The sequence below is a fragment of the Sphingobium sp. B2D3C genome (assembly GCF_025961835.1).
Lineage (GTDB): Bacteria > Pseudomonadota > Alphaproteobacteria > Sphingomonadales > Sphingomonadaceae > Sphingobium.
Map to the genome: position 1 here is coordinate 2,115,205 of NZ_JAOQOK010000001.1, position 26,297 is coordinate 2,141,501.

A 26,297-nucleotide genomic window follows, 5' to 3' on the forward strand; every position below is an offset into this window, starting at 1 on the left:
TCACGAACAAGAAAAGGGGACCCATTGATGAGAGCGACACTGGTGCTGGGCGCCGCAATTCTGGTCACGTCCGGCACGGGCCGCGCACAGGCGCCGGAGAGCGAGGCCGGCAGTTTCGGCCTCGGCCAGATCATCGTGACGGCGCCCGCCGGACCTGACCGGCTGCTCGGCACGGACACGCTCGGCCAGCAGGCCATGGTCCGCTTCAACCGCGTGCAGCTCGACGATGCGATCAACCTCCTGCCGGGCGTCGCGGCAGGCAATAGCGGCGGCTCGCGCAACGAACGGCTGGTGTTCGTGCGCGGCTTCGACCGCTTTCAGGTGCCGCTCTCGATTGACGGGATCCGCGTCTATCTCCCGGCCGACAACCGGCTGGACTTCGGCCGCTTCCTCACGCCGGACGTCGCCGAGGTGCAGGTCGCGAAGGCCTATGCCTCCGTGCTGGATGGTCCCGGTGCCATGGGCGGTGCGATCAATCTCGTCACGCGCAAGCCCACCAAGGCCTTGGAGGCCGAGGCGCGCGCTACACTCAATCTCGACCGCGATGCGGATTATGCCGGCTACAGCGTCTTCGCCCTGCTCGGCACGCGGCAGGACCATTGGTACGCGCAGGCGAGTTATGCCCGCAATTTCACCGATCACTGGACGCTTGCCGGTGGCTTCCACCCGGTCAGCGCGAACGAGGACGGCGGCGCGCGCGACTTCTCCCGCACATCAGATTGGCGCGTGAATGCCAAGCTGGGCGTCACTCCCAACGCCACCGACGAATATGTGCTGAGCTACACACGGCAGGAAGGCAGCAAGAATGCGCCGCTGCATGTGGGCGATACGAGCAATGTCTCGCTTCGCAACTGGAGTTGGCCCTATTGGACCATCGACACGCTGGCTTTCTTTTCCACCACCGCGCTCAGCAATCAGGCGACGCTCAAGACGCGGGCCTATTACAGCCGCTTCGACAATCTACTGCGATCCTGGGACAGCCGCAGCCAGACCAGCCAGACACTGGGTCGGTCCTTCGACAGCCCTTATGCGGACACGGCCTATGGCGGATCGGCGGAACTTGGCGTGGACCTGCTGCCCGTCAACCGCCTGACCCTTGCCTTCCATTATCGGCATGACGAGCACAGCGAATCCCAGACCAGCCGGCCGGGCCTGCCCGGCAGCATCGCCGAGCCGGTGCAGATCAGTGCCGAGCGCAACTGGAGCATCGCGGTGGAGAACCGCTTCGCCTTGCTGCCGACGCTCACCCTGACGCTGGGCGCCTCCTATGACTGGCGCGATCTCGACCGCGCGGAGGACTATGGCGTGCCGCAGGGGCAGACCGGCGCCAACCGGCTCTACAGCTTTCCGCTGCGCAACGTCGATGCGCTGAACGCGCAAGGGCGGCTGGACTGGCGCGGCGAGCATGGCAGCGCGGCGCATCTCTCGCTCTCGTCCCGTGCCCGCTTTCCGACTTTGTTCGAGCGGTTCAGCAGCCAGTTCGGCACCGCCGAGCCCAATCCCGGCCTAAACCCGGAACGGGCGACCACGCTGGAGGTCGGCGGCGCGCGTCAGCTGGGGCCGCTCCATGTCAGCGCAGCGCTCTTCCACAGCTGGGTGAGCGACGCGCTGGTCTCGGTCCGCACGCCGGCCAACCTCAATCGCCGCGAGAATTACGGATCGGCGCGTTATTATGGCGGCGAGATCGCAGTGGATGTGAGGCTGAGCGACCAGATCGAGCTGGGCGGCAATTATTCCTACATCCAGCGGGACTTCACGGTCGGCATGGCGCCGGCGGGCAGCCTGATCCGCCCGTTCCAGCTGACCGATGTGCCGGGCCACAAGGGCTTTGCTTATCTGGGCTGGCGGCCCGTCCCTGCCCTGCGCGTCACGCCCAACCTCGATTTTGCTTCGCGCCGCACGACCGTCACCCCGGCCTCCGCCAACGGCCTCGCGCCCATCTATTACAAGACGGGCGGCTATGCGCTGGCCGGGCTGAGCATCGAATATGCGCTGACGCCGCAGGCCACGCTCAGCGTTGGCGGTCGCAACCTCTTCGACCGGGATTATGTGCTGACCGATGGCTTCCCCGAACCGGGCCGCTCGCTGTTCCTCACCCTGAGCGCGCGCTACTGACGCCTCTGTCCCTCCACAATCGATATTACTGTCTTTCTATATGATCTTTCTGCGGATATGCTCTCGCCTCACAATAGGAGCGGAGGAGAGCGCATGGCCGTCCAGAGGAAGAACGAGCGGTTTATGGCCGCGCTGGCGCCGGCGAAGGCGATGGACGTCGTTGTCGTCGGCGGCGGGCCGGCCGGATGCGTCGCGGCGCTGAGCGCGGCGCGCAATGGTGCGCGGGTGATGCTCATCGAGCGGGTCGGCTATCTGGGCGGGATGATGACCGGGGGCGGCATCGGCGGGATCGGCATCAATGGCTATATCATCGAGAAGGGCATCGGCACGCCGGTGGTGAAGGGCATCTCGCTGGAGATCCTGCACCGCATCCAGGCCATCGGCGGCGCGCCGGAGGGTAGCCCGATTGCGCGGCACCCGACCGACTCCGTGATGATGACCAGCCTGCTCGATGAAATGATGGAAGAGGCCGGCGTCGAGGTGCTGTTCAACACCGTGGTGTTCGACACGCTGGTGGAGGACGGGCGGGTGACGGGCGTCGCCATCGGCAACAAGTCCGGCGGGCAGGTGGTGCTGGCCGATGTGGTGATCGACGCCTCCGCCGATGCAGACGTGGCCGCCTGGGCCGGCGCGCCCTTCCACCATGGCCGCGAGGAAGACGGGCGCCATCATGGCGGATCGATGGACATGCAGATCGGCGGCATCGATGTCGACCGGCTGATCGACTATCTGCGCAACCAGCCGCTGCTGAGCGAAGAAGAGCGCGCCGAGCTGGACCGCGAGCGCTCCGCGCTGATGGGTGGCGGGCGGCCGGTGAATACCTACAAGTCGCTCAAGGGCGAGACGCTCTACGCCGAGCCCATGGCCCAGCCGACCGACTGGGACGAGGTGGACCGCATCCGCGCGGCCGGCGGCATCCCCAAGTTGCGCCTCTCTCCCGCAGCGGGCGGCCCGATCCCCGGCAAGGCGACGGCACCCAAGGTGGATGGCAAATATGTCCCCCTCCCCGCCGGGCTGGACCGCGAATGGGTGGAGTATATCAAGGCCGGCAAGGTGCCCTTGCTCTATGGCGCGACAGAGCCGGTCTATCCGCCGCCGCGCTTTGGCAGCATCGGCATCTTCCGCCACGGCAAGATGCGCGACGGGCAGATGATGTCCGGCGTGTACGAGGTCTGGTACGACCACACCAATGAGGAGGAAGTGAGCAAGTCGCTGATTTATCGGCGCAAACTCAACCGCGTGTACCTCAACTTCTTGCGCGAGCGCATCCCCGGCTTCGAGGAGGCCTATATCGTCATGGAATCCCCCACCGGCGGCGCGCGCGAGGGCCGGCGGATCGTCGGCGATTATATCCTCACCGAGGATGATGTGCTGGCAGGGCGGCGCTTTCCCGACGTGATCGCCAAGGGCGGGCCGCGCGGGCCGGACCTGCATTCGGTGACCGGCCTGTGGGGCGATGGCGTGGCCTCGCCGTTCAAGGCGCCATACGACATTCCCCATCGCATCCTGCTGCCCAAGGGCATTGAGGGCCTGCTGGTAGCGGGGCGCTGCGTCTCCGCCACCTTCGCGGCGCTGGGCGCGGTGCGCGATCAGGCGACCTGCATGTCCATGGGCGAGGCGGCGGGTGCGGCGGCAAGCCTTGCGGTGCGCGCGGGCGTTACCCCGCGTCAGGTGGACGTGCGCGCCGTGCAGCAGCGCCTGCTCGATCAGGGCGCGCTGCTTTACATTGGCGATGAGCAGCCGCTGGAGATGGAGCCGGCGGAGTGATCACCCGCGCGGCTATTCCCCGCGTCTGATGAAGTCCGCAGCGCGCTCGGCGACCATGATGACCGGGAGGTTGGTATTGCCGCCGGGCAGGCGCGGGAAGATGGAGGCGTCGACCACTCGCAGCCCGTCGACGCCATTCACCCGCAGGCGCCCGTCGACGACGGCCTGCGCATCGCTGCCCATGCGGCAGGTGCCGCTCGGGTGATAGGCCGTCGCCGCTGTCTCGCGGATATAGGCCATGACTTCCTCATCCGACAGCAAGGGTCGCTCCGGCCGCCGCATCTGCCCCACCACCTTGGCGAGCGCCGGCTGACGGATGAGCGCCTCCAGTCCGCGATAGCCGCCGAGCATGGCGCGCTGATCCTCCGGGTCGCTCATCAGGTTGAAGGCGATGCGCGGATGGGCCAGCGGATCGGGCGAACCGAGCTTCAGCCAGCCCCGGCTCTTGGGGTAGTTGAGCGACCACATCGCCCCCATGCGCGGCCCGAACGGCCGGGCCACGCCGGGGAACCAGACCCGCGAGAACATGGAGAGCGGGATCAGCAGGAAGTGCATGTCGATCACATCCGGGTCCGCGCCGGTGGCGACATTGGCGGAAGCGGCGAGCGGGGGCGCCCCCATGATGCTCTTGCGCCCTGCCACCCAGCGCAGGAACGAGCCGGTCAGCCGGTCGAAGCGCAATTCCCGGTCGAAGGCGAGCGCAGGATCGAGATCGAACTCCATGCCGGCGCCGGGATGATCCTGCAGATTGGCGCCGACCTCGCCGCTTTCCACGGCGACATCCAGGCCCATCTCCTGCAGATGGGCGCCCGGCCCAATGCCCGAGAGCAGCAGCAGTTGCGGCGCGTTGATCGCGCCGCCGGCCAGCAGCACTTCGCGCTCGGCGAGGATCTCTTCCAGTCGCCCGTTGCGTGAAACCTCGATGCCGATTGCCCGGCCATCACGCAGCAGCACACGCGTCGCCACGGCACCGGTGCGCACCTCCAGATTGGGCCGGCGCAGCGCCGGACGCAGATAGGCCTCCGACGTATTGGCGCGGCGACCGTTGCGCGTCGTGAAATCCGGCATGCCGAAACCGTCGGTTCGCGGGCCGTTGAAATCCTCCGTGATCGGGTAGCCGAGCGACCGGGCCGCCTCCAGCACATTGGCCATCAGCGGGCTGGGCGCCGGATGCGGCTCGACGCTCAGCGGCCCGCTGCCGCCATGTTCGGGCGTATCGCCGCGCCAGTGCCGCTCCAGCTTGCGGAACCAGGGCAGCACATCGTCCCAGCCCCAGTCGGCGAGGCCGGTATCGCGCCAGCCATCATAATCGGCCTTGTGCCCCCGGATCGCCATCATGCCGTTGAGCGAGGACGTGCCGCCGAGCATCCGCCCGCGCGCGACCGGCAGGCGGCGGCCGTCCAGCTCCGCCTCCGGCTCCGACATGAAGCCCCAGGTGAGCGCCGGATTGGGCCACAGCTTGGAGACCGCCAGCGGCAGGCGCACATCCAGCCGCCGGTCGCTGCCGCCGGCTTCCAGCAGCAGCACGCGGTTGCGCGGATCTTCGGACAGGCGGGCGGCGAGCACGCAGCCTGCCGAGCCGGCGCCGACGACGATGTAATCGAACCGGTCCACGCTCAGATGACTTTCCAGAACCGGAATATGGAGCCTTCCGGATTGCGCTGGCCGACGCCGACGAAAATCGTGCGGTTCAGCCAGTCATAGGGGCCGGCGGGCGCCTCGAAGCGCGGAGTCATGCGCATATAATAGCTTTGCGGATCGACCTGCTCGCCCGCCAGCAAGGCCTTGACCACCTCCGGCGGGGCGCTGCGCACGCCGGTGCTGCGCTTGAGGATATGGGCGCCGTCGTCCGTCTCCAGCAGATATTGCGATTCGAACCGCCCACCGCCATCGGGGCGCACGAGGGGAAAGTCGCCGCCGCTGCCCTTGACGATCCGGCCCGAAAGGCCGGGGCCGGAGAAGCTGCCCTCGCCGATCAGCACCGCACCGCGCGTGTAGCCCTGCGCCACCTCGATATGCATGCGCGGACCAAGGCCGATGCGCATTTCCAGAGCGAATTCCAGCCGCATGGTCAGACGATCCTCTCGATGTTGAGGACAGGGCTGCCCTCGGCCTGCTCGGCAACGAACGCCAGCCGTGCCAGATGGGCGACGCCGCCATCCTCGGCGGCCTCGAACAGCAAAGCGAGCCGCAGTCCCTCGAAATCCGGCGCGCGGGTGCGATAGCCATTGCCGAAGCAGCGGGCGAAACTGCCATCGCTGAAGGCGACATAATAAGAGGCTTCGACCACCGTGACGCCATCAGCGCGCAGCAGATGCATCTCGCTGCCGCCGACCAGCCGGCCCTCAAGCCCCTCGCCTACGAAGGTGCCGCCGCCGATGGACACATAGCTGCGCTGGCCGCCGGTCGCGATCTCGCCGACCGTGACCGGGAAGGCGCGCATGGGCGTCATGCGGAAGGCGGGCGCGAAGCCGGGCACCGGCGCGCTGCTTCCCTCAGCCATGACCGTGGACCTGATGATCGTGCGCGATCGTCACGGATTTGAGTTCGGTATAGGCTTCCACCCCGGCTCTCCCATTTTCGCGGCCGAAGCCGGATTGCCTGACGCCGCCCGCGGGCATCGCGATGTCGCCAGCGCTGCTGTTGACCCGCACGGTCCCGGCCCGGAGGCGACTGACCATGCCATGCGCCCGCGAGAGGCTGCGCGTCCAGACATAGGCGGAGAGGCCATAGCGGCTCGCATTGGCTAGTGCGGCGATTTCATCGAGATCGTCGGTATCGAACGGGATCGCGCACAGCACGGGGCCGAAAATCTCCTCATCCACCGCCGCCATGCCCGCCTGCACGGAGCCGAGCACCGTCGGCGCGACATAATAGCCTTGCTCCGGCAGGGCGATGTCGCCGCCCGCGCGGCTGGCGCCCTGTGTGAGGGCGCCCTCGACAAAGCCCATGATCCGCGCGCGTTGTGCCTGCGTGATGACAGGGCCGAGCTGGGTCGCGGGATCGAGCGGATCGCCGATCGTCATGCCCGCGCCGATGCGGGCGATCTTCTCCACCAGCGTATCGGCCACGGACCGATGCACGAACAGGCGCGAGCCGGCCGAACAGGTCTGCCCGCTGTTGAAGAAGATGTTCATGGCGATGGCGCGCGCGGCGGCATCGAGATCGGCGTCGGCAAAGACGATGACCGGCGATTTGCCGCCCAGCTCCACCGTCACCCGCTTCATCTGCCGCGCGCAGTCGGCCGCGATCTGCGTGCCGGTCGCCGTCGATCCGGTGAAGCTGATCTTCGCGACGCCGGGATGATCGACCAGCGCCGCACCCACGACCGGACCAAGGCCGGTCACGACATTGAAGAAGCCCGGCGGCACGCCGCAGGCCACGGCCAGTTCCGCCAGCTTGAGCGCGGAGAGCGAGGATTGCTCCGCCGGCTTGAGCACCACCGCACAGCCCGCCGCAATCGCGGGGCCGAGCTTGAACGCGGCGCCCATCAACGGATAATTCCAGGGAATGATGTGGCCGACCACGCCGACCGGCTCGCGCAGCGTATACGCCGTCGTCTCGCCGGGTTGGGAAAGCTCCATGCTCTCCCCGGTGAGCTTGGTCGCCCAGCCCGCGAAATAGCGCAAGGTCGCGGCCGTGCCGGGCACGTCGACCCGCCGGCTGTTGCTGATCGGCTTACCGGTATCGAGCGTTTCGAGCAGCGCGAAATCCTCGGCATGGCGCTCCACCGCCTGCGCCAGTGCCAACAGGGCATCCTGCCGCTGGGCGGGTGTCCAGCGCGTGCGCCGGGCCGCGACCATCGCCGATTCGGCCGCCTGCACGGCCTGGTCGATATCCGCCGCAGTCCCCGCACCGACCTCGGCAAAGACCGCGCCGGTCGCGGGGTTTTCCACCGGCAGCCGGTCGCCCGCCGCAGGGGGCGTCCACGCGCCGCCAATGAAATGACGCGCCTCGGCGGCAAGGGGCAATGGCACTTTCAACGTCATCTCAAATACATGTCCATGATGCGGCTGAGGCCCCTGCTATCAGCGCGCCTGCGGGCAAACTTGTCTCGCGACGCATCTTTCTGACCAGCGCCGCACTGGAGACAAAATCAACAGTGCGGCGGTCTGCTGGACAGGCTCCGGTCTGGGGTCTAGCGTGCGCAAAAGCCGGACCGAGGGCAAAAGACCCCGGCCAGGATGCGAGAGGAGCCACGGGGATGCACATCTTCACCACTAAGGCATCGAGCCGCGTCGAGCGCAGCCGGCAATGGTGCGCCGTCACGCAGGCGCCCCACATCGAATTTGCGGACGATCGCGAGGCGTCGCTGCGCGGCGGCGATTTCGGCGCGCTCCGTTTCTGCATCGTTTCGCTGGGCAGTCACCGGCTTGTTCTGCCCGACATGGCCGATCGACGATCGCCACCGACCATGAAGCTGCTGTTCCAGGAAGAAGGCACTGCCCGGATCAGCCAGGGCGGACTCTACAATGATGTGCAAGCCGGCCAGTGGTGCGCGCTGCGCAAGGACGTGCCCTACACCATCGACGCGCCGGACCAGTGCCGCCAGTTGGCGGTGACGGTGCCGTGCAGCCTGCTCACCGCGCCCCGCTGGAGCCTGGACCGCTGGCGCAAGCCCCGTAGCTTCCTGCGCGGGCCGGCCCAGATCCTTCATGCCAGCGTGAGCGCCTCGGTCATGACCGGCAACACGCTGCGGATGCAGGACCGCGAGCTGCTCGGCGACCAGATCGCCCATCTGGTCAACATGACCATCCATGCCGATGACGTGCTGACCATGCCCGACCCGCGCGAAAGCCGGCGACGGGCGATCCTGGAATATGTCGACCGGCATCTGGCCGATGCGGACTTGAGCATCGCGCGCATCGCGCGGGATTTCAGCATGTCGAGCCGCTCGATCCACAAGCTGTTCGAGGGTGAAGCCTATACCATTGCCCGCGCCATCTGGGACCGGCGGCTGGAGCGCTGCCGCGAGGAGATGGTCGACCCGGCCCTCGCCCGCCGCTCGATCACCGAGATCGCCCACCTTTGGGGCTTTAGCGATTCCCAGCATTTCAGCCGGGCTTTCAAGCAGCGCTTCGGCCTTACGCCGCGCGATTATCGCAATCTCTTCTCGCTGCACTGAACGGCCCGGAAGGGGGATCGCGATCGCGAGCACGACCAGTCAGGTCGATGCGCTCCCATCCAATCGGCATGTCGCGCTGAGCGTCTATCCAGATAGACCTGCCGCTCGATGCCTGCCGACCGCAGGCCTGCCACCCGGGAACAGATAAACGTGACCAGAAGACAGCTCACCGTCGCCCTGATCCTGCTCGCCTCGATCAACGCCTTCGGTTTCCTCGACCGGGTGATGATCGCGCTCATTGCGGAGAAGATCAAAGCCGAGTTCCTGCTCAGCGATCTTCAGATCGGCCTGCTCGGCGGCACAGCCTTCGCGGTGGTGAACGCCTTTGCGAGCGTTCCCATTGCGCGCCTGGCAGAACGCTACAACCGCGCCCGCGTGACCGCGAGCTTCCTCATGCTCGCCTCCGTCTTCACGGCACTGGCGGGCGCGACGGTCAGCTTCTTCCAGCTTTTCCTGTGCCGCTGCGGCATGGCGGCCGGCAATGCGGCGACCGAGGCCCCACCCCACTCGATGATCTCCGACATGGTCCCGCCGGAAAAGCGCGCCTCGGCCCTGTCGCTCTACATGCTCGGCGTGCCGGTGGCGGCTCTGGTCGGATCATTCGCGGGCGGCGCCATTGCCGAACATTTCGGCTGGCGTGACACGTTCGTTTTCTTCGGCGTGATGGGCGGGCTGATCGCTTTGCTCTGCTTCTTCTGCCTGCATGAACCAGAGCGCAGCGTGCCGCCTGCTGCTGCCGGATCGGGCAAGCTCGGCACATGGCAGGTGGTGCGGCTTCTGCTGGGCAACAAGAGCATCCGTTATGTGCTCGCAGGCCTCGCCTTCATCAGCCTTGGCGCCTTTGGGGTGAACACATTCCTTCCCGCTTTCTTCTCCCGCAATTTCGGGCTGGATGCGGCGCAGGCGGGTCTCGTCTTCGGCGTCGTCTCCGGCATTGCCGCCTTTTTCGGCACGCTGCTCGGCGGCTATGGCAGTGAGCATATGGCCCGGCGCGATGGGCGCTGGCTGCTTGGCTTCCCGGCGCTCGGCACCGTGATCGGCGTACCGATCTTCCTGGCAGGGCTGAGCAGCAACATGCTGTTCATCGCCATTCCGCTCATGCTGGTCGGCTCCTTCTCCTTCTACACCGCGATGGGGCCGGCGATCGCGACGCTGCACGGCTCGCTGGACAGCTTCAGCCGGGCGACCGGATCGGCCGTGTTCCTGTTGATGGTCCATCTGTTCGGTCAGGGGCTGGGACCGCCATCCGTCGGCGTGGTCAGCGACATGGCGTCGAGCTTCATCTATGGGGGCAGTCAGTTCGCCACCCAGTGCGCCGGGGCTGCCGGACAGGTTCAGGGCTCAGCCTGCGCGGCGGCCTCGGCCCTGGGCCTGCGCTATGCTATCGGCCTGTTCGCCATCTTCTTCCTGCTCGGCGGGCTGATGCTGTATCTCGCGGCGCGGACCAACCACCGCGCGGCGCAGGCGACCGTCCCGGCGCATTGACCGCGCCCTCATTTTGCAACGGAGACCCGCATGAGTCAGGCCATTACCGATCGCGACGCCCAGCTTGCCTTGCTGGAGAGCGCCGATCCGCAGCTCGCGGCCAACAAGCGCCTCGTCTGGGACATGTATCGCACCGTGCTGCAGGCGGGCCATGCCGACCGGGCCGCCGATTTCATTGCCGAGGGCTATATCCAGCATAACCCCAATGTCGCTTCCGGCCGGCAACCGCTGGTCGACTTCATCAAGGGCTCGCGCCCGGTCCGCGAGATCGAGGAGCGGATCATGCTGCCGCTGGTCAACATAATCGCCGAGCGGGACATGGTGATGTGCGTGTTCGAGCGGCCCGAGAAGGATGCCGAGGGGCAGCCTTATGTGACGAGCTGGTTCGACCTGTTCCGCATCGAGAATGGCATGATTGCCGAGCATTGGGATCCGGCGCTCAAGAGCGTGGAGATGCTCAAATTCGATCCCAATAGCAAGCGCACGCCGCCCACCGACTGAGCGGCGAGCGGCAGCGCGCGGGTGGCCTGGGCCGCCCTACACCTCCTTATAGTGGTAAGGCGCGATCACCGGCTCAGGGTAGGATTCATACTCCATCGTCGGCGGCAGATCGGGCTGCAGCCCGTCGATCGAGCGCAGCAGCTGGACGCCGCCGCGATGCCAGCCCTCGTCATATTCGGTGTAGATGTTCATATAGCCATGCAGCTGCGCGATCCGCCACGTGCCGTTCTCAATCTTGTAGCTGTTCTCATAGGTCGCCTCGCCCCAGCGCGCCTCGCGCCCGACGCCGCCGACCATCATGAACGTGCGCCAGCGCGCCTTCGCAGTGCCGGCGGCACAATCGATGTGGACGACCGGCTGGAGCTGCATGTGATTGTACAGCACGCCAGGACCATAAGGCGGCAGGTGGTGGAGATATTCCCGCACCCGCTCCCGCCCGACATAGACGCCGCGCCCGGCCAGCTCGAGCGTGCCATCCTCGGCAAACAGCCTGGCCGCATCGTCCCAGCGGCCCTTGTCGACATAATAGCCATAAGCGCACTGGAGATTGCAGATTTCGACATAATGATCCGCCTTGTCGGCACGGGCGGCGAGCGCCGTCAGATCGGACCGCAAACGCGCCAGTTCCTCGCGCAGGGCTGAGACATCATCGGACATGGGGGTGCTCCTTGGGGTCGGGGGATATTATGGGTTCCACGTCGTCACCCCGGGCTTGACCCGGGGTCCCGCTTTACTGCTGGCCGAAGCCCGAAAGCAGCGGGACCCCGGATCAAGTCCGGGGTGACAACGGTGGGTGTGATGGGGTGGCATCCGCTTAGGCCTTCGCCAGCCGCGGATCGCGCTCGTCCTGGGCCCAGGGCGAGCGCATCCGGTAGGGCACGAAGTGGAACACCGCTTCGACGGCGGAAATGGCATCGTCGCGGATCTTGAAGGCTTCCAGATAGGCGAAGCTGTGGGGCCGCAGGAAAAAGCCGGTGCGCGTCTCGCCATTGGTGAGCTGATAGTCGCGCGTCTGCCCGTCATGATCGATGAAGCCGCCGCAGAGGACCACGCCCTGCTCCTCGTCCACCAGCGGATAGCGCCGCGCGCGTATCCAGTTGTCGAACCGGTAATAGCCGAGCAGGAACTGCTCCTCGCAGCCCATCTTGGCGACCGGCGCCAGATCGGGCTGGGGATTGTGCGTGGTCTGCACGCCATTTTCGCGCCGCTCGCAATCCGCGGTGAAGCGGGTGTGCAGCGTGCCGTCATTCTGCTCGAGCGTGGAGAAATAGCCATCGGCCAGCGAGAGCATCCGTGCCCGTTCGGTGCGGGAGGCGGGCGGGACCGGCTCGGTCAGTTCCGGACGCGGCGCGGGATCGGTGTTGAGGAAGGGGACGCCGCTGTCCGTCGCGCGCGCCACCAGCAGCTCGATCTCGGCGAGCGCGCCGGTTTCCAGCGCCGCGATCCGCAGCACGAACAGCGCCTTGTCGCCGCTTTCCTCCAGCACGCCGAAGCGCGCGGCATTACTGGTGCGCACGTCCACCACATCCCAGCGATACTCGCCGATGCCGGTCACGGTCTTCCAGGCGCCGTCGCCAAAGGGGAATTCGACGCTGTTCTCGGTATAGCGCAAACGGGGCGCGAGGGCCAAGCGCTGGGGATCATTGGCGCCCAGGGACGCGACGGTCTCATCCAGCAATGCCAGCAAAGCGGCTCTGTCCATACGCAGACATCCTCTCCTGTAACGCCGCCGGGTTTATCCCGCTCGTCCGGTGACGCTCGCAGCCCCTAGCCGATTGTTTGCGCAGGAACTTGCCGGTGCGCGCATCCCGATCCGGCCGGGTTCAGAGATCGATCATCCCGGCGAGTGCCGCATCGGCCCGGCCCTGTTCGACAAACTGCGCGATCAGCCATTCAGCCGCCGGGCCGGGCGGCGTATCCCGGCGCCAGATGCCGGCGAAGCGGTAGGTTCCGCCCGGATGATCGGGCATGGCGAGGCGCACCAGCGTGCCGGCGACGAGATCGCTCTCCACCATCGGCAGCGGCATATTGCCCCAGCCGACACCCTCGCACAGCAGGGCGTGCTTGGCGCCGAGATCGGCCAGCCGCCAGGTCTTGGGGCTCAGCACCGAATAATCCTGCCCGTCGGTGGCGCGGGAGCGGTCGGTGAGCACGAGCTGGGTATAATCGCGCCCGGCGCCCGGCGGGATCTGCGCCATTTGCCCCAGCGGATGATCGGGCGCGGCGACCGGCACCAGCGGCACCGAGCCGGCCGCGACACATTCCACCCCATCGGCGCCAATGGCGAGCGGGCCGGAAATGCCGATCATCGCCCGCCCCTCCCGCACCATCGCGAGGACAGCACCAAGCGCCTCGACATGCAGGCGGAGCTGGACGGTGGGATATTCGCGCGCGAAGGCCCGCAGCACCGCGCCCAGCCGCTCGGCCGGCAGCATGACGTCGACGGCCAGATCCACTTCCGCCTCCAGCCCATCGAGCAGGCCTTTGACGCGGGCGCGCAGCCCGTCCACGCCATGGGCGACGGCACGGGCATCGGCGAGCAGCGCCCGGCCGGCAACGGTCAGCTCCGGCTTGCGCGTCCCTTCCCGCTCGAACAGCGTCAGGCCGAGCTGCGCCTCCAGATTGGCGATGCCATAGCTGATGACGGACACGGCGCGGTTGAGCCGCCGCCCTGCCGCCGCAAAACTGCCGCTGTCCACCACCGCGAGGAAGATGCGCAACTGATCGAGCGTTGGCGTGCCGGGCGCGCTCACTATTCAACTTTCTCGAACATAATGGCCTATTTTATCCCACTGAACAGCAAAGCTCACAAGCCCTAAATCGGTCTCCAACGCCGGACAGAACGTCCGCGACCTTCCCTCTGACAAGGAGACACACGATGATCGACCTTCGCCCCTTCGACAGCCTCGGCGCCGCCAACCACGGCTGGCTGGATGCCCATCACCACTTCTCCTTTGCGGGCTATCATGATCCTGCGCGGGTCCACTTCGGCAGCCTGCGGGTGTGGAACGACGATGCCATCGCGCCGCAGACGGGTTTCCCGCCCCATCCGCACCGCGACATGGAGATCATTACCTATGTCCGCGAGGGCGCGATCACCCATCAGGACAGCCTCGGCAATGTCGGCCGCACGGAAGCGGGCGACGTGCAGGTGATGAGCGCCGGCACTGGCATCCGCCACTCGGAATATAATCTCGAGGATGTAACCACACGGATCTTCCAGATCTGGATCATCCCCACCCGCGAGGGCGAGCCGCCGCAATGGGGCGCCAAGCCTTTCCCCAAGGGCGAGCGCTCGGGCAAGTTCGTCACCCTGGCCTCCGGCCATGCCGAGGATGAGGACGCCCTGCCGATCCGCACCGATGGCCGGGTGCTGGGCGCGACCCTGCGTGCCGGCGAGACGGCGGACTATCCGCTCGGCAAGGACCGCAAGGCCTATCTGGTCCCCGCCACCGGCGCCGTGCAGATCGAGGACGTGCGGGTGAATGCCCGTGACGGCGCCGCGATCAGCGATGTGGAGGTGCTGCGCATCACGGCCATCGAGGACAGCGAAATCGTCCTCGTCGACGTGATCTGACTGCAGGAACGCCGCGCTGCCGAACCCACCGGCAGCGCGCCGTTCGCTTGTCCGCGACGCCGCGCCTCAATCCGGCATCAGGCCATAGGCGCGGTTCTTGACGACGCTCTCCAGCAACAGCCGCTCGACCGCATCCCGGTCCGCCTGCGCCTCGGCATCCCGCCGATGGAAGACGAGGCGCCAGTCATGCAGGGGAAAGAGCCGCACGATCCTGCCCCGCATATCCGGCGGGATCATCGCGGCAGGGAGGTTGGCGACCGCCTGACCGCGCGCCACCATGGCGATGATCACATCGAAAAATTGCACCCGCGCCACGATGTTGGTGGGCTGCACGCCAAAGGATGCCAGCTTGCGGCGCAAGCGCTGCTCCGCCCCGTCATCCCGCCCGGACGGCAAGGCGAAGGGCAAGCGCGCCACCTCTTCCGGTGAAAGCGGCACTTCGCGGCCTGCGGCCAGTTTGCGGTTGCCGAAGATGCCGCCCGACACCCGCCCCAGCGACCGCATCGCGTCCGCCACGGGCTCATCGGCAGGCTGGTGGATCAGCACGAAGTCATAAGTTCCACTGCTGGCCGCGAGTGTCGATTCGTGGCTCGGAATGCGGGTGTCGAACTCCAGAACGATGTGAGGATGGGCCGCCAGAAACCTGTCCAGCCTTGGCCGCACATAATGATCGGCGAGGCCTTGCCCCAGCAGGATGCGAAAGCGCACGATCTCGCGCGGGCCGGGCCTGCGCAGGCGGTGTGCCGCCAGTTGATCGGCCGCGCTGGAAAAGATCCTCAAGTCGGCGAGAAACCGCTCGCCCTCGGGCGTGAGTTCTGGCCGCCGCCCCGCGCTGCGGGCCATCAGCGCGACCCCGAGCTGCGCTTCCAGCGCCTTGAACTGGCTGCTGACCGACGCTTGGGAAATGCCCAGCAATTCGGCGCTGCCGGCAAAACTGCGTGTCTCGGCAAGCGTCTCGAAGATCACCAGCTGGCGCAGGGTAAATGGCAGGCTTTGCAGGGCACTCATCATTCAGCCATAACCTGTGCGTTATAAATGCCATTGCCCGTACATCTGTTGCCTCGCCCGTTCAATCGCTGCCACATGAGCGAAAGTCAGACGGAGACCCAAGTTGACCGACCTTGATGTGACTCGCCGCAGCGTGCTCGGCCAATCTTTGGGCGTGATCGGCGCCGGCATGGTGGGCGCCGGTTCGACGGCGCGGGCCGCGCGGCCCAAACAGGCATCGGGCAATCGGCGCAAGCAGCCGAACATCCTGTTCATCATGGCCGACGACATGGGCTATGCCGACCTCTCCTGCTACGGCCGGCGGGACTATGAAACCCCGGCGATCGACAGCCTCGCGGTCGACGGGATGCGCTTCCTGCAAGGCTATGCCAATTCCGCCGTCTGCTCGGCGACGCGCACGGGCCTTATCACCGGGCGTTATCAGAACCGCCTGCCCATCGGCCTTGAGGAGCCGCTCGCTCAGCGCCCTGTCGGCCTGCCGCCCGAGCATCCCACTCTCCCGTCGCTGCTGCGGGCGGTGGGTTATGGGACGACGCTGATCGGCAAATGGCATCTGGGCGCCCTGCCCAAATATGGCCCGCTCAAGAGCGGCTATGACCATTTCTGGGGCTTCCGGGGTGGCGGCGTGGACTATTTCACGCATAAATATGCCGGGCGCCACGACCTGTGGGACGATGACCGCGAGGTGTTCGAGAAAGGCTATCTCACCGATCTTCTGGCCGAGCGTGCGCTGGAGACGATCAGCACCGCAGCCCAGGGTGACAAGCCCTTTTTCATCTCCCTGCACGTCAACGCGCCGCACTGGCCCTGGGAGGGGCCGGGCGACGAGGCCGAGGCCATCAGGCTGGATGCCGATGGCAAGCCGACGGCGCTGATGCATTATGACGGCGGCTCGCAGCGCATTTATGCGCAGATGGTGACGCGGCTGGATATGCAGGTCGGGCGCATTCTGCAGCGGCTGGACGACCTTGGCATCGCGGACGATACCATCGTCATCTTCACCAGCGATAATGGCGGCGAGCGCTTCGCCGACACCTGGCCGTTCACGGGGCGCAAGACCGAGTTGCTGGAAGGTGGCCTTCGCATCCCCGCGATCGTACGCTGGCCGGCCTATGTGCCCGCCGGGGTGACCAGCGATCAGGTGATGATGTCCATGGACTGGCTGCCGACCCTGCTCGCCGCCGCCGGCGGCGCGCCGGACCCGGCCTATCCCAGCGACGGCATCAATCTGCTGCCTTATCTCGCCGACCCCTCCAGCAAGAGCGAGCGGACCTTGTGCTGGCGCTACAAGAATCTGGACCAGCAGGCCTGCCGCATGGGCGACTGGAAGTATCTGAAAATCCTCCAGAACAGCTTCCTCTTCAACGTGGTCGACGATCCGATGGAGCGGGCCAACCTGAAGGACCGGATGCCGGAGAAAATGGCGCAGGTGAAGGCGGCCTATGACGCATGGGACAGCCAGATGCTGCCGCTCGACCCGGATTCATCGACCCATGGCTTCACCGGCAAGGACCTGGCCGATCACTTCGGCGCCAAGATGGAGAACAGCGTCAAGCCGCGCTGACAGAGGCTGCTGAGTGGCGGGACGATGTGTCCCGCCGCCCTGTCCGCTCAGGGTGCCCAGCCCTGTCCGGCCTCATAAGGCAGGCGCGTGAAGATCAGCTCGACCTCGCGCACCTTGCCGCCCCGCATGCCCAGCATCTCGCCGCTGAGCAGCGACATCGGCCCCCTCAGCTTGGCGGGGCAGGTGCGACCATAGCCCGGAATGTCGTTGCATTCGGTCCGGCCATAGAAGCGCAGGGAAAACACGCCGAACAGCACCTGCTGTTCCTCATCCACCACCAGAGTGCGACGCGGATCGACCTTATCAAGCGTGTCGAACAGATGCGCCTCCACCTGCGCCTGACAGCTCATGCTGCCGAAATGCGGCAGCGGTTTGCCGGGGATGGGCGTGATGGGATAGGCCAGTTGCGGGTTGCCGCTCATCGGCATCCGGTTTTCGATCCGCTGGCAATCCGGCGCGAAATGATCGCCTTTGTTGCGCAGCATATTGTCGAAGTTCCGGTCGGCCAGTGCGATCATCTCGGCGCGGGTGAGGCGCTCGCCCTTGGGCACGATGGTGCGCAGACCCGCTCTGACCTCGGTCGGCATGGAGGGATGCTGTGGCGCGAACGACCGGCCGATCACCGTCTCGGCTTCCGCGATCCGCCCGGCGACGATCTTGAGGCGGGTGGCATAACCGACAGTCTTGCCGCCCTCCTTCACTTCTCCCAGCACCGCGACTTGCCCGGCGGCCACATCGGCGGCGCGCGCCTGGTAGCTGCTATAGCCATCCGTCGTCTGCCAGAGCCCCTCGCCCGGCGCCACCGGCACGCCATTCTCAGTGGCGCGAAAGTCCGGTGCGAGATCGAGACCGGCGGGGGTCCCCTGCTCGACGGCGGCAAGATAGCGGTCCACATGCGCATAGAGGCAGGCGCGGTCGCACGCAGGCGCGGCCTCCCGTGCCAGGGTCGGCAAGCCAGTGGAGAGCAGCAGCGCGAGGGCGGTGGCACGCCATGCAAAGCGGATCATCCGTCAGTCCTTTCCGTCGCGCAGATCGCCCAGCCAGCCGCTGTCGGCCTCATAAGGCGCGAATTTGAAGATCGCCTCGACCTCGTGAATCTTGCCGCCGCGCACGCCGAGGATCTCCGCATTGAGCAATGAGACCGGCTGGCGCGGCTTGTCATGGCAGATCGTGCCATAGCCGGGGACCTCGTTGCACCGGCCGTTCTTGTACCAGCGCATGACATAGACGCCGAAGACGAGCTGCTTCTCCTCATCGAGCAGGAGGAAGCGGCGCGGCTCGACCGCGTCGAGCTGGTCGAACAGGTGCAAGCTGATCTGCTGGCCGCAGCCCATGCTGCCGAAATGCGGCTTGGGCACGCCGGGGATCGTGCCGATGGGATAGTTGAGTTCCGCATTGCCGCTCATCGCCATGCGGTTCTCGATCCGCTGGCAATCCTCCGCATAGAGGGAGCCGTCGGCCGCGAGCAGCGCGTCGAAATTGGCATTGGCCGTCTCGATCATCTGCTGGCGGGTCAGCCGCTCGGCGGGCGGAACGATATTGCCGAACGACGCGCGCGGCGCCGGCACGATGGATGTGCCGGGCACCCGCCCGCGCCCGAGAATCGTCTCCACCTCGGTGATCTTGCGATCCGCCACCTTGAGGCGCAGCGCGATGGTGACCTTGCCCTCCCCTTCCAGCACCTCGCCGATATAGCCGACGGTGCCGCTCACCGGATCGGCGAGGTCGATGCGATAGGTGCCAAGGCCGGTCGCCGTCTGCCACAGGCCCGCGCCGAGACGGACCTCCTGCGCATCTTCGGTCGCGCGATAGCGCGTCGCCATCGGCGCCCTAGCGGGCGCGCGCGCGATCATGGCGGCCAGATACTGGTCCATGATCTCGGTGAGGCAGGTGCGGTCACAGGCCGCCGGTGCGGCAGGTCCGGCAGCCATCGCCGGGGCGGCGAGCAGGAGCGCGGCCATCGCGGCCAGCCCCCGGATGGGACGCGCGATCATGGCTGCACGGGACGCGGGCGGGGCCGGATGCGGGTGATCTTGCCGCATGGAATCTCGTAGAGCAGCACGCCGCGCAACCGCCAGTCATCGCCCGCCTTCAAGGGCCGTGAGCCAAAGTCGGGCCAGTCGCTGGTGGCCTGAAAATGCGCTTCCAGATCGACCGTCGCGCCCTGTGGCTGCACCTCGATGGCGTGCGGGGTGACATGCTCCTTCAGCCCACGGGCATCGACGTCGCGATAAAAGGCGATGATGGCATCGCGCCCCTTGAGATCGGGCCACTTCCCGCCTTTCACCAGGACGACATCGGCGTCGTAATAGCTGGTGAAGCAGGCATAATCGCGCGCATTGAAACAGAGGAAATAGCGCTCGAAATCGGCCTTGGTCATGCCCGGCGACGGGCAATTCTCGGCCGCCACAGCCGTTTGGGCGAGCGATCCGAGCAGAGCAAGCATGAGCGCTTTGCCGACGGCTGAGCTGAACCGCATCCCCTGTGACCTCCCCCTCATGACGCACATCCGCATGCAGCGGATAAATCGTGATACGTCGTTGTAGTTTATTCCGTCCTGCAGGGCCGCCTTGTCAAGCGAAATGCCCGGTGAGCGAAACCGCCCTTGTGACCTTCTGACGGAGGCTGGCGGGCCAATGATCGTTCCACTCCAATGGCTTGGGTCGCGATGGGACAAGCTGCCGGAACGATCCCTTGACCCTGCTCAGAATAGGAACATAATAGGAACATATGAGACTCGCCCCTGCCCTTTTGTGCGATCACGCGATGCCGGATGCCCCCTCCCGAAAGGCGTTCGGCATCGCCGCGATCGATACGCTGCTGGGCGGCGGGCTGGCGCGCGGGCGAGTACATGAAGTCTATGCGGCAGAGGTGGACGATGTCGCGGCAGCGGCGGGTTTCGTCGTCTCGCTGGCGACAGGTCTGAGCGAGGCCGACGGCAAGGTGCTGTGGCTCCGCGAGCGACAGGCGAGCCGAAAAGGCGGCGTAGCGCAGGGCCATGGCTGGGCCGAACTGGGCGGCGCCCCCGGCCTGGGGCTGATCGGCACCGTCAGGGACGGCATGGACCTGCTGCGTGCCGCCGTGGATGCCTTGCGCTGCTCTGGCCTGAGCGCGGTCGTGGTGGAAGGCTGGGGGCCGATGCCCGCACTGGACCTGACCGCCAGCCGCCGCCTGACTCTGGCGGCAGAGAAATCCGGCGTGACGCTGCTGCTGCTGCGCCCTGACGCGCCGCCCGTGCCCAGCGCGGGTCAGACCCGCTGGCAGGTGGCCGCCGCACCTTCGCTCGCGCTGCCGGGCAATGCGCCCGGACTGCCGACCTTCGATGTGACCTTGCTGCGCCAACGTTCCGGCCCTTGCGGCCTTTCCTGGCGGCTGGAGTGGGACCGTGACCGACGCTTGTTCCGTGAAGCGGCGCTATCTGGCGCTGTGGTTTCCGCTCCTGCCCACAGAAAGGCTGCGGATTCAGCAGGGGATCGACAGCGCGGGGACCGGCGGGCAGCCTAACGGGCCGCTGGTTCTCGTCGCCAAGATCAAGGGCGCATTGCGGCTGTGCGCCGTCGATGCGCAGGCCCACGCGCTCGGCATCTTGCCGGGCCAGACGCTGGCCGATGCCCGCGCGCTGCAGCCCGACCTCATCGTGGCCGACATGGACGAAGAGGCCGACCGTCACTGGCTGCAGCGGCTGGCCCGGCATTGCATCGCCTGGTCGCCGCATGTCACCCTCGCCCCGCCCGATGGGATAACGCTGGATATTGCGGGAAGCGACCATCTGTTCGGCGGCGAGGCAGGCCTGGCCGCGCAGGCCGAGGATGCCTTCGCCGCGATTGGCATGAGCGTGCGCATGGCCACAGCCTCCACCGCGCAGGGCGCGCAGGCGCTGGCCCGTCATGCCCGCCTGCCCGTCACCAGCGAGCGGGAGGCGCTGCGGGCGCTGCCCGTGCTGGCGCTGGGGCTGGACGAAGAGGCGACGCTCGCCTTGCGCCGCGCCGGGCTAAAGACCATCGGCGATCTGGCGTCGCGGGCCGCCGCCAGCATCGCCGCGCGATTCGGGGCGGACGCGGTGACTGCCTTGCGCCGCCTGCTGGGCGAGGAGCAGGCGCCGATCGATCCGCTCGCACAGCCCCAGCCGCTCCATTTCGAGCGCCGTTTTGCCGAGCCGGTTGCCTTGCAGGCCAGCATCGCCGCCTGTTTTCTCGACCTGCTGCGCGAGGCGGCCCGGACACTCGATGAGCGCGGACTGGGTGGCCGGCGCTTTGTCCTGACATTGTTCCGCAGCGATGGCGCGCGCCATCGGCTGGCGATCGAGACCGGTCTGCCCACGCGCGATCCGGCGCCGGTGCTGCGCCTGTTCGACGAACGCATCGGGACGCTGGCCGACCCGCTCGACCCCGGTTTCGGCTATGACCGCATCACCTTGTTCCTGCCCGTCACCGAGCCGCTCGGCACCAGCCAGCCGGCTCTGGATGGCAGCGAGCAGGATGCCGGCGCGCTGGCCGATCTGATCGACCGGTTGAGCACCCGCCTGGGGCCGGCCAGCCTGTGTCGCCTTGAGCCGCAGGACAGCCATATTCCCGAACAGGCGCAGCTGGCCTTGCCGGCGATCCATGCCCGCGCCCCCCTTCCATGGCCCACGCCGCCGGTGGGCGAGCCGCCCTTGCGGCCGCTGTTCCTGTTCGATCCGCCGCAGCCGGTGGAGGTGATCGCGCAAGTGCCGGACGGCCCGCCGCATCGCTTCCGCTGGAAACGCAGGCTGCACGAGGTGCGGCTCTACGAAGGCCCCGAGCGGATCGCCTCCGAATGGTGGCGGCGCAAGGGCGGCGAAGCCCCCGGCAAGGCAGGGCTGACGCGGGACTATTACCGGATCGAGGACGTGCGCGGGCGACGCTACTGGATCTTCCGCCACGGGCTTTATGATGAAAAGCCCGATCCGAACTGGTATCTCCACGGGCTGTTCGCATGAACGACCCGCCCCCTTTCGCAGAGCTGGTCGCGGCCACCAATTACAGCTTCCTGCGCGGCGCTTCGCATCCCGCGCATATGGTGGCGCAGGCCCATCATCTGGGCATGGCCGGGTTGGGCATTGCGGATCGCAACACGGTGGCAGGCGTCGTGCGCGCGCATGTGGCCTGGCGGGAGATCGGCGGGCCTGCCACCGGTTTCCGCCTTGTCGTCGGCGCGCGGCTGGTCTTTGCGGATGGGACGCCGGATATCGTCGCCTATCCTGCCACCCGCCATGGCTGGGGACGACTGACACGACTGCTGACGCTGGGTAACCGCCGCGCGGAAAAAGGTGATTGCACGCTCAATCTGCCGGATCTGCTCGATCATGCCGACGACCTGTTGCTGATCGCCACCGGGCGTGACCGGAGCCTGTTGGAGCGGCTGACGGAGGCGCGTCCCGGCGCGGTGTGGCTGGCGGCGACCATGCAGCGCAGCGGCGCGGATGCGCGACGACTGGCGCAAGCCCAGGCTCTCGGCGCGGCTTGCGGCGTGCCTCTGCTTGCCACGTGCGACGCGCTCTACGATCATCCCGACGCGCGACCGCTGCACGATATCCTGACCTGCATTCGCGAAGGCACGACCATCGCTGCGGCGGGTCGACGCCTGCTCGCCAATGCCGAACGGCATCTCAAGCCGCCTGCCGAAATGGCCCGCCTGTTCCGCACGTGCCCGCAAGCCGTGACGGCCAGCACCGACATTCTCTCGCGCATCGCCTTCACGCTCGATGACCTGCGCTATGAATATCCGCACGAACCGGTGCCCGAAGGCTGGCAACCGCAGGCCTGGCTGGAACATCTGGTGCAGGAGGGTGGCCGCGAATATTTCCCCGATGGCCTGCCCGAAAAATACCAAAAGGTGCTGGATGAGGAATATGCGCTGATCCGCAAGCGGAACTACGCTTATTACTTCCTCACCGTGCACGATATCGTGCGCCACGCCCGCAGCCTCGAGCAGCCGATCCTGTGCCAGGGCCGGGGCAGCGCGGCCAATTCTCTGGTCTGCTATTTCCTCGGCATCACCCCGATTGATCCGGTGCGGGAGAAGCTGCTGTTCTCGCGCTTCCTCTCGGAAGAGCGCCATGAACCGCCCGATATCGACGTGGATTTCGAGCATGAGCGCCGCGAGGAAATCATGCAGTATATCTATGCTCGCTATGGCCGCGAGCGGGCCGGCATTGCCGCCACGGTGATCCATTACCGTCCACGCAGCGCGATCCGCGAAGTGGGCAAGGCGCTGGGCCTGACCGAGGACGTGACCGCGCGGATCGCCTCGACCATCTGGGGCTCGCCCGGCGGTAGTCGGGTGCCCTCCCCGCGGATCGAGGAGGCAGGATTTGATCCTGACAATCCCGAAGTCGGCCGGCTGCGCATGCTGGTTGAGCGCCTGCTCGAATATCCCCGCCATCTCTCTCAGCATGTCGGCGGATTCGTGCTGACCGAGAGCCGGCTCGACGAACTGGTGCCCATTCACAATGGCGCCATGCCCGATCGCACCTTCATCGAATGGGACAAGGACGATATCGACGCGCTGGGCCTGATGAAGGTGGATGTGCTGGCGCTCGGGATGCTGACCTGCATCCGCAAGAGCTTCGACCTGCTGCGCACGCACGGCCTGGCGGACCTGACGCTGGCCACGGTGCCGCGCGAGGACAAGGCGACCTACGCGATGCTTCAGCGCGGTGACAGCATCGGCACCTTTCAGGTCGAAAGTCGCGCGCAGATCGCCATGCTGCCAAGGATGAGGCCGAAGGAGCTGTATGATCTGGTCATTCAGGTGGCGATCGTCCGTCCCGGGCCGATCCAGGGCGGCATGGTCCATCCCTATTTGCGTCGTCGCAACAAGGAGGAGGCCGTGGTCTTCCCCAGCCCTGCCCCGCCGAACGATCCCAACGAGCTGCGCGAGGTATTGGGCAAGACATTGGGCGTGCCGCTGTTCCAGGAACAGGCGATGAAGCTGGCCATCGTCGCCGCCAAGTTCACGCCGCCCCAGGCCGATGGGTTGCGGCGGGCCATGGCGACGTTCCGCCATCACGGGACGGTGCATAATTACCAGAGCCTGCTGGTCGAAGGCATGGTGGCGCGGGGCTATGAGCGGGACTTTGCCGAACGCTGCTATCAGCAGATCGAGGGCTTTGGCGAATATGGCTTTCCCGAAAGCCATGCCCAGGCCTTTGGATGGCTGGCCTATGTCTCATCATGGCTGAAATGCCGCCATCCGGCCGCGTTCACCTGCGCCCTGCTCAACAGCCAGCCAATGGGCTTCTACGCGCCTGCGCAACTGGTGCGCGATGCGCAGGAGCATGGCGTGGAGATCCGTGCGGTCGACGTGAATGCCAGCGAATGGGATAGCACGCTGGAAGGACCGGCCGGCGCTGCGCTGGCGTTGCGACTGGGATTTTCACGCATCGACGGCTTCCGGCAGGGATGGGCCGACACGATCGCACAGGCCCGGCAGGAGGGCGCGTTTGTCTCTATCGAAGATCTCGCCCGGCGGGCCAGCCTGCCTCCCCCGGCCTTGCGCAAGCTGGCCGATGCCGATGCTTTTGGCGCGCTGGCGGAGTCGCGCCGCGATGCCCTGTGGGAGGTGCGCCGCACGCCGCCCACCCAGCTCCCCCTGTTCGCCTTTGCCGATGCGCCGGAACTCGGCCGCGAAGCCGATCCGCGCCTGCCCGCCATGCCGCTCTCCGAGGAAGTGGTGGCCGATTACCAGACCGCGCGCCTGTCATTGAAGGGGCATCCGATGCAGTTTCTGCGCGCTGCGCTGACCCGCGAAGGCGTGCGATCCTGCGCGGCCGCCAATGCGCTGCCCGATGGCCGCAGGACACGCGTCGCCGGCGTGGTCCTCACCCGGCAGCGGCCCGGCAAGGGCAATGCCGTGTTCATCACGATCGAGGATGAAACGGGGATCGTCAACGCGCTGCTGTGGGCACGCGATCTCGACAAGCAGCGCCGCGCCGTGATGGCCGCGCGCCTGATGCTGATCGAGGGTGAAATCCAGAAGAGCAAGGAAGGCGTGGTCCACCTGATGGCAAGGCGGGTGATCGATCGCACGGCAATGCTCGATGACCTCGCCGATCATCCCCCCATGGCTCCGCAAACCGCGCGCGGCGACGAAGTCCGCAACCCACAGCGTCCCCGCCTCAATGGCCATCCCCGCAATGTCAGGATTCTGCCAAAATCGCGCGACTTCCACTGAGGCCCGTTTGGGGCATGTGTGTGTGAAGTCCTGGAGGCCCGAGCCGGAATCGAACCGGCGTATACGGATTTGCAGTCCGCTGCGTCACCACTCCGCCATCGGGCCTCGGGGGTGGTCGAGGGAGCGCGGCTAGCTCAATTCATTCGGCAACGCAACTTGCTTTGCGCCATGACGGACGGGACAGGTGCGCAGACTGCGTAGGGGCATTAAAAAACTTTTCACTGTGCGGTGCAAAAAAGCTAGAGAGGCTGGCAAAGCCAATTACTGTATTGCTCATACAATACAGCCATGTCATCAGGGAGCTTATGACCGAGCAGACTTTCAAGGCGATGCGCCGTGCGATGGTGGAAAGCCAGTTGCGCACCAGCGACGTCAACGATCCTGTGATCCTCGAAGCGATCCTCGCCGAACCGCGCGAACTTTATGTGCCGCAGGAGCGGCGCAGCGCGGCCTATATCGATCGGGCCGTGCCGCTGGCCAATGGCCGGGCGCTCAACCCGCCGCTCGCCACCGCGCGCCTGCTGGTCGAAGCCGCCCCGCGTGCGGGCGAGAAGGTGCTGCTGGTCGGCGCGGCGACGGGCTATGCGGCGGCGCTGCTGGCGCGGCTTGGCTGCACTGTGGTCGCGATCGAGGACGATGAGGCGCTGTTCGCCCACGCCAAAGCTGCGCTGGCCGGTCACGCCGGCGTCACGCTGCAGCAGGGACCGCTGTCCGCCGGCTTCGCGCAAGGCGCGCCTTATGATCTGCTGTTCGTCGATGGTGCCATCGAGGAGCTGGACGAGGCGCTCATTGCGCAATTGCGCATCGGTGGCCGCGCGGTGTTCGCCCGGCTGGAGCGCGGCGTGACGCGCCTGTGCATCGGCACGCGTACCACCGGCGGCTTTGGCGCACGCGCCTTCGTGGACTGGGAGGCCGTGCCCCTGCCCGGTTTCGCCCGGCCCAAGACCTTCACATTCTGA

General features: G+C 66.7%; 22 protein-coding genes and 1 tRNA gene. 11 read left to right on the forward strand and 12 right to left on the reverse strand.

What is annotated here, in order from left to right; genetic code table 11:
• The first annotated feature begins 27 nt into the window (after nucleotides 1–27).
• The gene (locus tag M2339_RS09835) at nucleotides 28–2,115 is read left to right on the forward strand and encodes a TonB-dependent receptor plug domain-containing protein (RefSeq protein WP_264586747.1); all 2,088 of its coding nucleotides are present in this window, start codon (nucleotides 28–30) and stop codon (nucleotides 2,113–2,115) included.
• A 93-nt stretch (nucleotides 2,116–2,208) separates the two neighbouring features.
• Nucleotides 2,209–3,882, forward strand: a complete 1,674-nt coding sequence (locus tag M2339_RS09840; protein ID WP_264586746.1) for an FAD-dependent oxidoreductase — start codon at nucleotides 2,209–2,211, stop codon at nucleotides 3,880–3,882.
• A 12-nt stretch (nucleotides 3,883–3,894) separates the two neighbouring features.
• Here the strand turns inward: M2339_RS09840 and M2339_RS09845 are convergent, their stop codons facing one another.
• From M2339_RS09845 to M2339_RS09860, 4 genes are read right to left on the reverse strand one after another with little or no spacing between them, the layout of a single operon-like run.
• Nucleotides 3,895–5,496, reverse strand: coding sequence for a GMC family oxidoreductase (locus tag M2339_RS09845; RefSeq protein WP_264586745.1), 1,602 nt, complete (start codon nucleotides 5,494–5,496; stop codon nucleotides 3,895–3,897).
• Between the two features lie 2 nt (nucleotides 5,497–5,498).
• Nucleotides 5,499–5,951, reverse strand: coding sequence for a DUF3237 domain-containing protein (locus tag M2339_RS09850; protein WP_264586744.1), 453 nt, complete (start codon nucleotides 5,949–5,951; stop codon nucleotides 5,499–5,501).
• Between the two features lie 2 nt (nucleotides 5,952–5,953).
• Nucleotides 5,954–6,385 carry a DUF3237 domain-containing protein gene (locus tag M2339_RS09855; protein ID WP_264586743.1) on the reverse strand — a complete coding sequence of 144 codons (432 nt, stop codon included), beginning with the start codon at nucleotides 6,383–6,385 and terminating at the stop codon, nucleotides 5,954–5,956.
• Nucleotides 6,378–7,871: an aldehyde dehydrogenase family protein gene (locus M2339_RS09860; protein ID WP_264586742.1), complete on the reverse strand. Its 1,494-nt coding sequence runs from the start codon at nucleotides 7,869–7,871 to the stop codon at nucleotides 6,378–6,380. Before M2339_RS09860 ends, M2339_RS09855 begins: the two co-directional genes overlap by 8 nt.
• 215 nt (nucleotides 7,872–8,086) lie before the next feature.
• Here M2339_RS09860 and M2339_RS09865 point away from each other — a divergent pair, with 215 nt between their 5' ends.
• From M2339_RS09865 to M2339_RS09875, 3 genes are all read left to right on the forward strand, one after another.
• Nucleotides 8,087–9,007 (forward strand): helix-turn-helix domain-containing protein, encoded by a 921-nt coding sequence (locus M2339_RS09865; RefSeq protein ID WP_264586741.1) that lies wholly within the window; start codon nucleotides 8,087–8,089, stop codon nucleotides 9,005–9,007.
• A 150-nt stretch (nucleotides 9,008–9,157) separates the two neighbouring features.
• Complete coding sequence (locus M2339_RS09870; protein WP_264586740.1) at nucleotides 9,158–10,492, forward strand: MFS transporter; 1,335 nt, start codon at nucleotides 9,158–9,160, stop codon at nucleotides 10,490–10,492.
• Nucleotides 10,493–10,522: 30 nt separating this feature from the next.
• A complete protein-coding gene (locus M2339_RS09875; protein WP_264586739.1) occupies nucleotides 10,523–10,993 on the forward strand; it encodes a nuclear transport factor 2 family protein in 471 nt (156 codons plus the stop codon).
• A gap of 36 nt (nucleotides 10,994–11,029) precedes the next feature.
• Here M2339_RS09875 and M2339_RS09880 read toward each other — a convergent pair whose 3' ends face one another.
• From M2339_RS09880 to M2339_RS09890, 3 genes are all read right to left on the reverse strand, one after another.
• Nucleotides 11,030–11,650, reverse strand: a complete 621-nt coding sequence (locus M2339_RS09880; RefSeq protein WP_264586738.1) for a nuclear transport factor 2 family protein — start codon at nucleotides 11,648–11,650, stop codon at nucleotides 11,030–11,032.
• A gap of 157 nt (nucleotides 11,651–11,807) precedes the next feature.
• Nucleotides 11,808–12,695, reverse strand: coding sequence for a hypothetical protein (locus M2339_RS09885; RefSeq protein WP_264574638.1), 888 nt, complete (start codon nucleotides 12,693–12,695; stop codon nucleotides 11,808–11,810).
• A gap of 121 nt (nucleotides 12,696–12,816) precedes the next feature.
• Nucleotides 12,817–13,746, reverse strand: a complete 930-nt coding sequence (locus M2339_RS09890) for a LysR family transcriptional regulator (RefSeq protein ID WP_264569661.1) — start codon at nucleotides 13,744–13,746, stop codon at nucleotides 12,817–12,819.
• A gap of 125 nt (nucleotides 13,747–13,871) precedes the next feature.
• Between M2339_RS09890 and M2339_RS09895 the strand changes: the two genes are divergently transcribed.
• Complete coding sequence (locus M2339_RS09895; RefSeq protein ID WP_181561336.1) at nucleotides 13,872–14,570, forward strand: pirin family protein; 699 nt, start codon at nucleotides 13,872–13,874, stop codon at nucleotides 14,568–14,570.
• A 66-nt stretch (nucleotides 14,571–14,636) separates the two neighbouring features.
• On the opposite strand, the gene M2339_RS09900 is transcribed toward M2339_RS09895, so the two are convergent.
• On the reverse strand, nucleotides 14,637–15,578 hold the full coding sequence (locus M2339_RS09900) for a LysR family transcriptional regulator (RefSeq protein WP_264606319.1): 942 nt from the start codon (nucleotides 15,576–15,578) through the stop codon (nucleotides 14,637–14,639).
• A 103-nt stretch (nucleotides 15,579–15,681) separates the two neighbouring features.
• Between M2339_RS09900 and M2339_RS09905 the strand changes: the two genes are divergently transcribed.
• Nucleotides 15,682–17,142 (forward strand): sulfatase, encoded by a 1,461-nt coding sequence (locus M2339_RS09905; protein WP_264586736.1) that lies wholly within the window; start codon nucleotides 15,682–15,684, stop codon nucleotides 17,140–17,142.
• Between the two features lie 47 nt (nucleotides 17,143–17,189).
• Here the strand turns inward: M2339_RS09905 and M2339_RS09910 are convergent, their stop codons facing one another.
• Genes M2339_RS09910 through M2339_RS09920 form a run of 3 tightly spaced genes read right to left on the reverse strand, consistent with a single transcriptional unit; the run spans nucleotide 17,190 to nucleotide 19,621 of the window.
• Nucleotides 17,190–18,149, reverse strand: coding sequence for a hypothetical protein (locus tag M2339_RS09910; protein WP_264586735.1), 960 nt, complete (start codon nucleotides 18,147–18,149; stop codon nucleotides 17,190–17,192).
• A 3-nt stretch (nucleotides 18,150–18,152) separates the two neighbouring features.
• Nucleotides 18,153–19,136 (reverse strand): hypothetical protein, encoded by a 984-nt coding sequence (locus M2339_RS09915; RefSeq protein WP_264586734.1) that lies wholly within the window; start codon nucleotides 19,134–19,136, stop codon nucleotides 18,153–18,155.
• Complete coding sequence (locus tag M2339_RS09920) at nucleotides 19,133–19,621, reverse strand: nuclear transport factor 2 family protein (protein WP_181558927.1); 489 nt, start codon at nucleotides 19,619–19,621, stop codon at nucleotides 19,133–19,135. Before M2339_RS09920 ends, M2339_RS09915 begins: the two co-directional genes overlap by 4 nt.
• Before the next feature lie 251 nt (nucleotides 19,622–19,872).
• Here M2339_RS09920 and M2339_RS09925 point away from each other — a divergent pair, with 251 nt between their 5' ends.
• The 3 genes from M2339_RS09925 to M2339_RS09935 are packed head-to-tail and all read left to right on the forward strand — an operon-like array spanning nucleotide 19,873 to nucleotide 25,338.
• Nucleotides 19,873–20,646, forward strand: coding sequence for an ImuA family protein (locus M2339_RS09925; RefSeq protein WP_181558926.1), 774 nt, complete (start codon nucleotides 19,873–19,875; stop codon nucleotides 20,644–20,646).
• Nucleotides 20,528–22,102, forward strand: a complete 1,575-nt coding sequence (locus M2339_RS09930) for a Y-family DNA polymerase (RefSeq protein WP_264586733.1) — start codon at nucleotides 20,528–20,530, stop codon at nucleotides 22,100–22,102. The genes M2339_RS09925 and M2339_RS09930 overlap by 119 nt, the downstream gene beginning before the upstream one ends.
• Nucleotides 22,099–25,338, forward strand: a complete 3,240-nt coding sequence (locus tag M2339_RS09935) for an error-prone DNA polymerase (RefSeq protein WP_264586732.1) — start codon at nucleotides 22,099–22,101, stop codon at nucleotides 25,336–25,338. Before M2339_RS09930 ends, M2339_RS09935 begins: the two co-directional genes overlap by 4 nt.
• Before the next feature lie 31 nt (nucleotides 25,339–25,369).
• Here M2339_RS09935 and M2339_RS09940 read toward each other — a convergent pair.
• Nucleotides 25,370–25,443 (reverse strand) — tRNA-Cys (locus M2339_RS09940).
• A gap of 200 nt (nucleotides 25,444–25,643) precedes the next feature.
• On the opposite strand from M2339_RS09940, the gene M2339_RS09945 reads away from it, so the two are divergent.
• Nucleotides 25,644–26,297, forward strand: a complete 654-nt coding sequence (locus M2339_RS09945) for a protein-L-isoaspartate O-methyltransferase family protein (protein WP_264586731.1) — start codon at nucleotides 25,644–25,646, stop codon at nucleotides 26,295–26,297.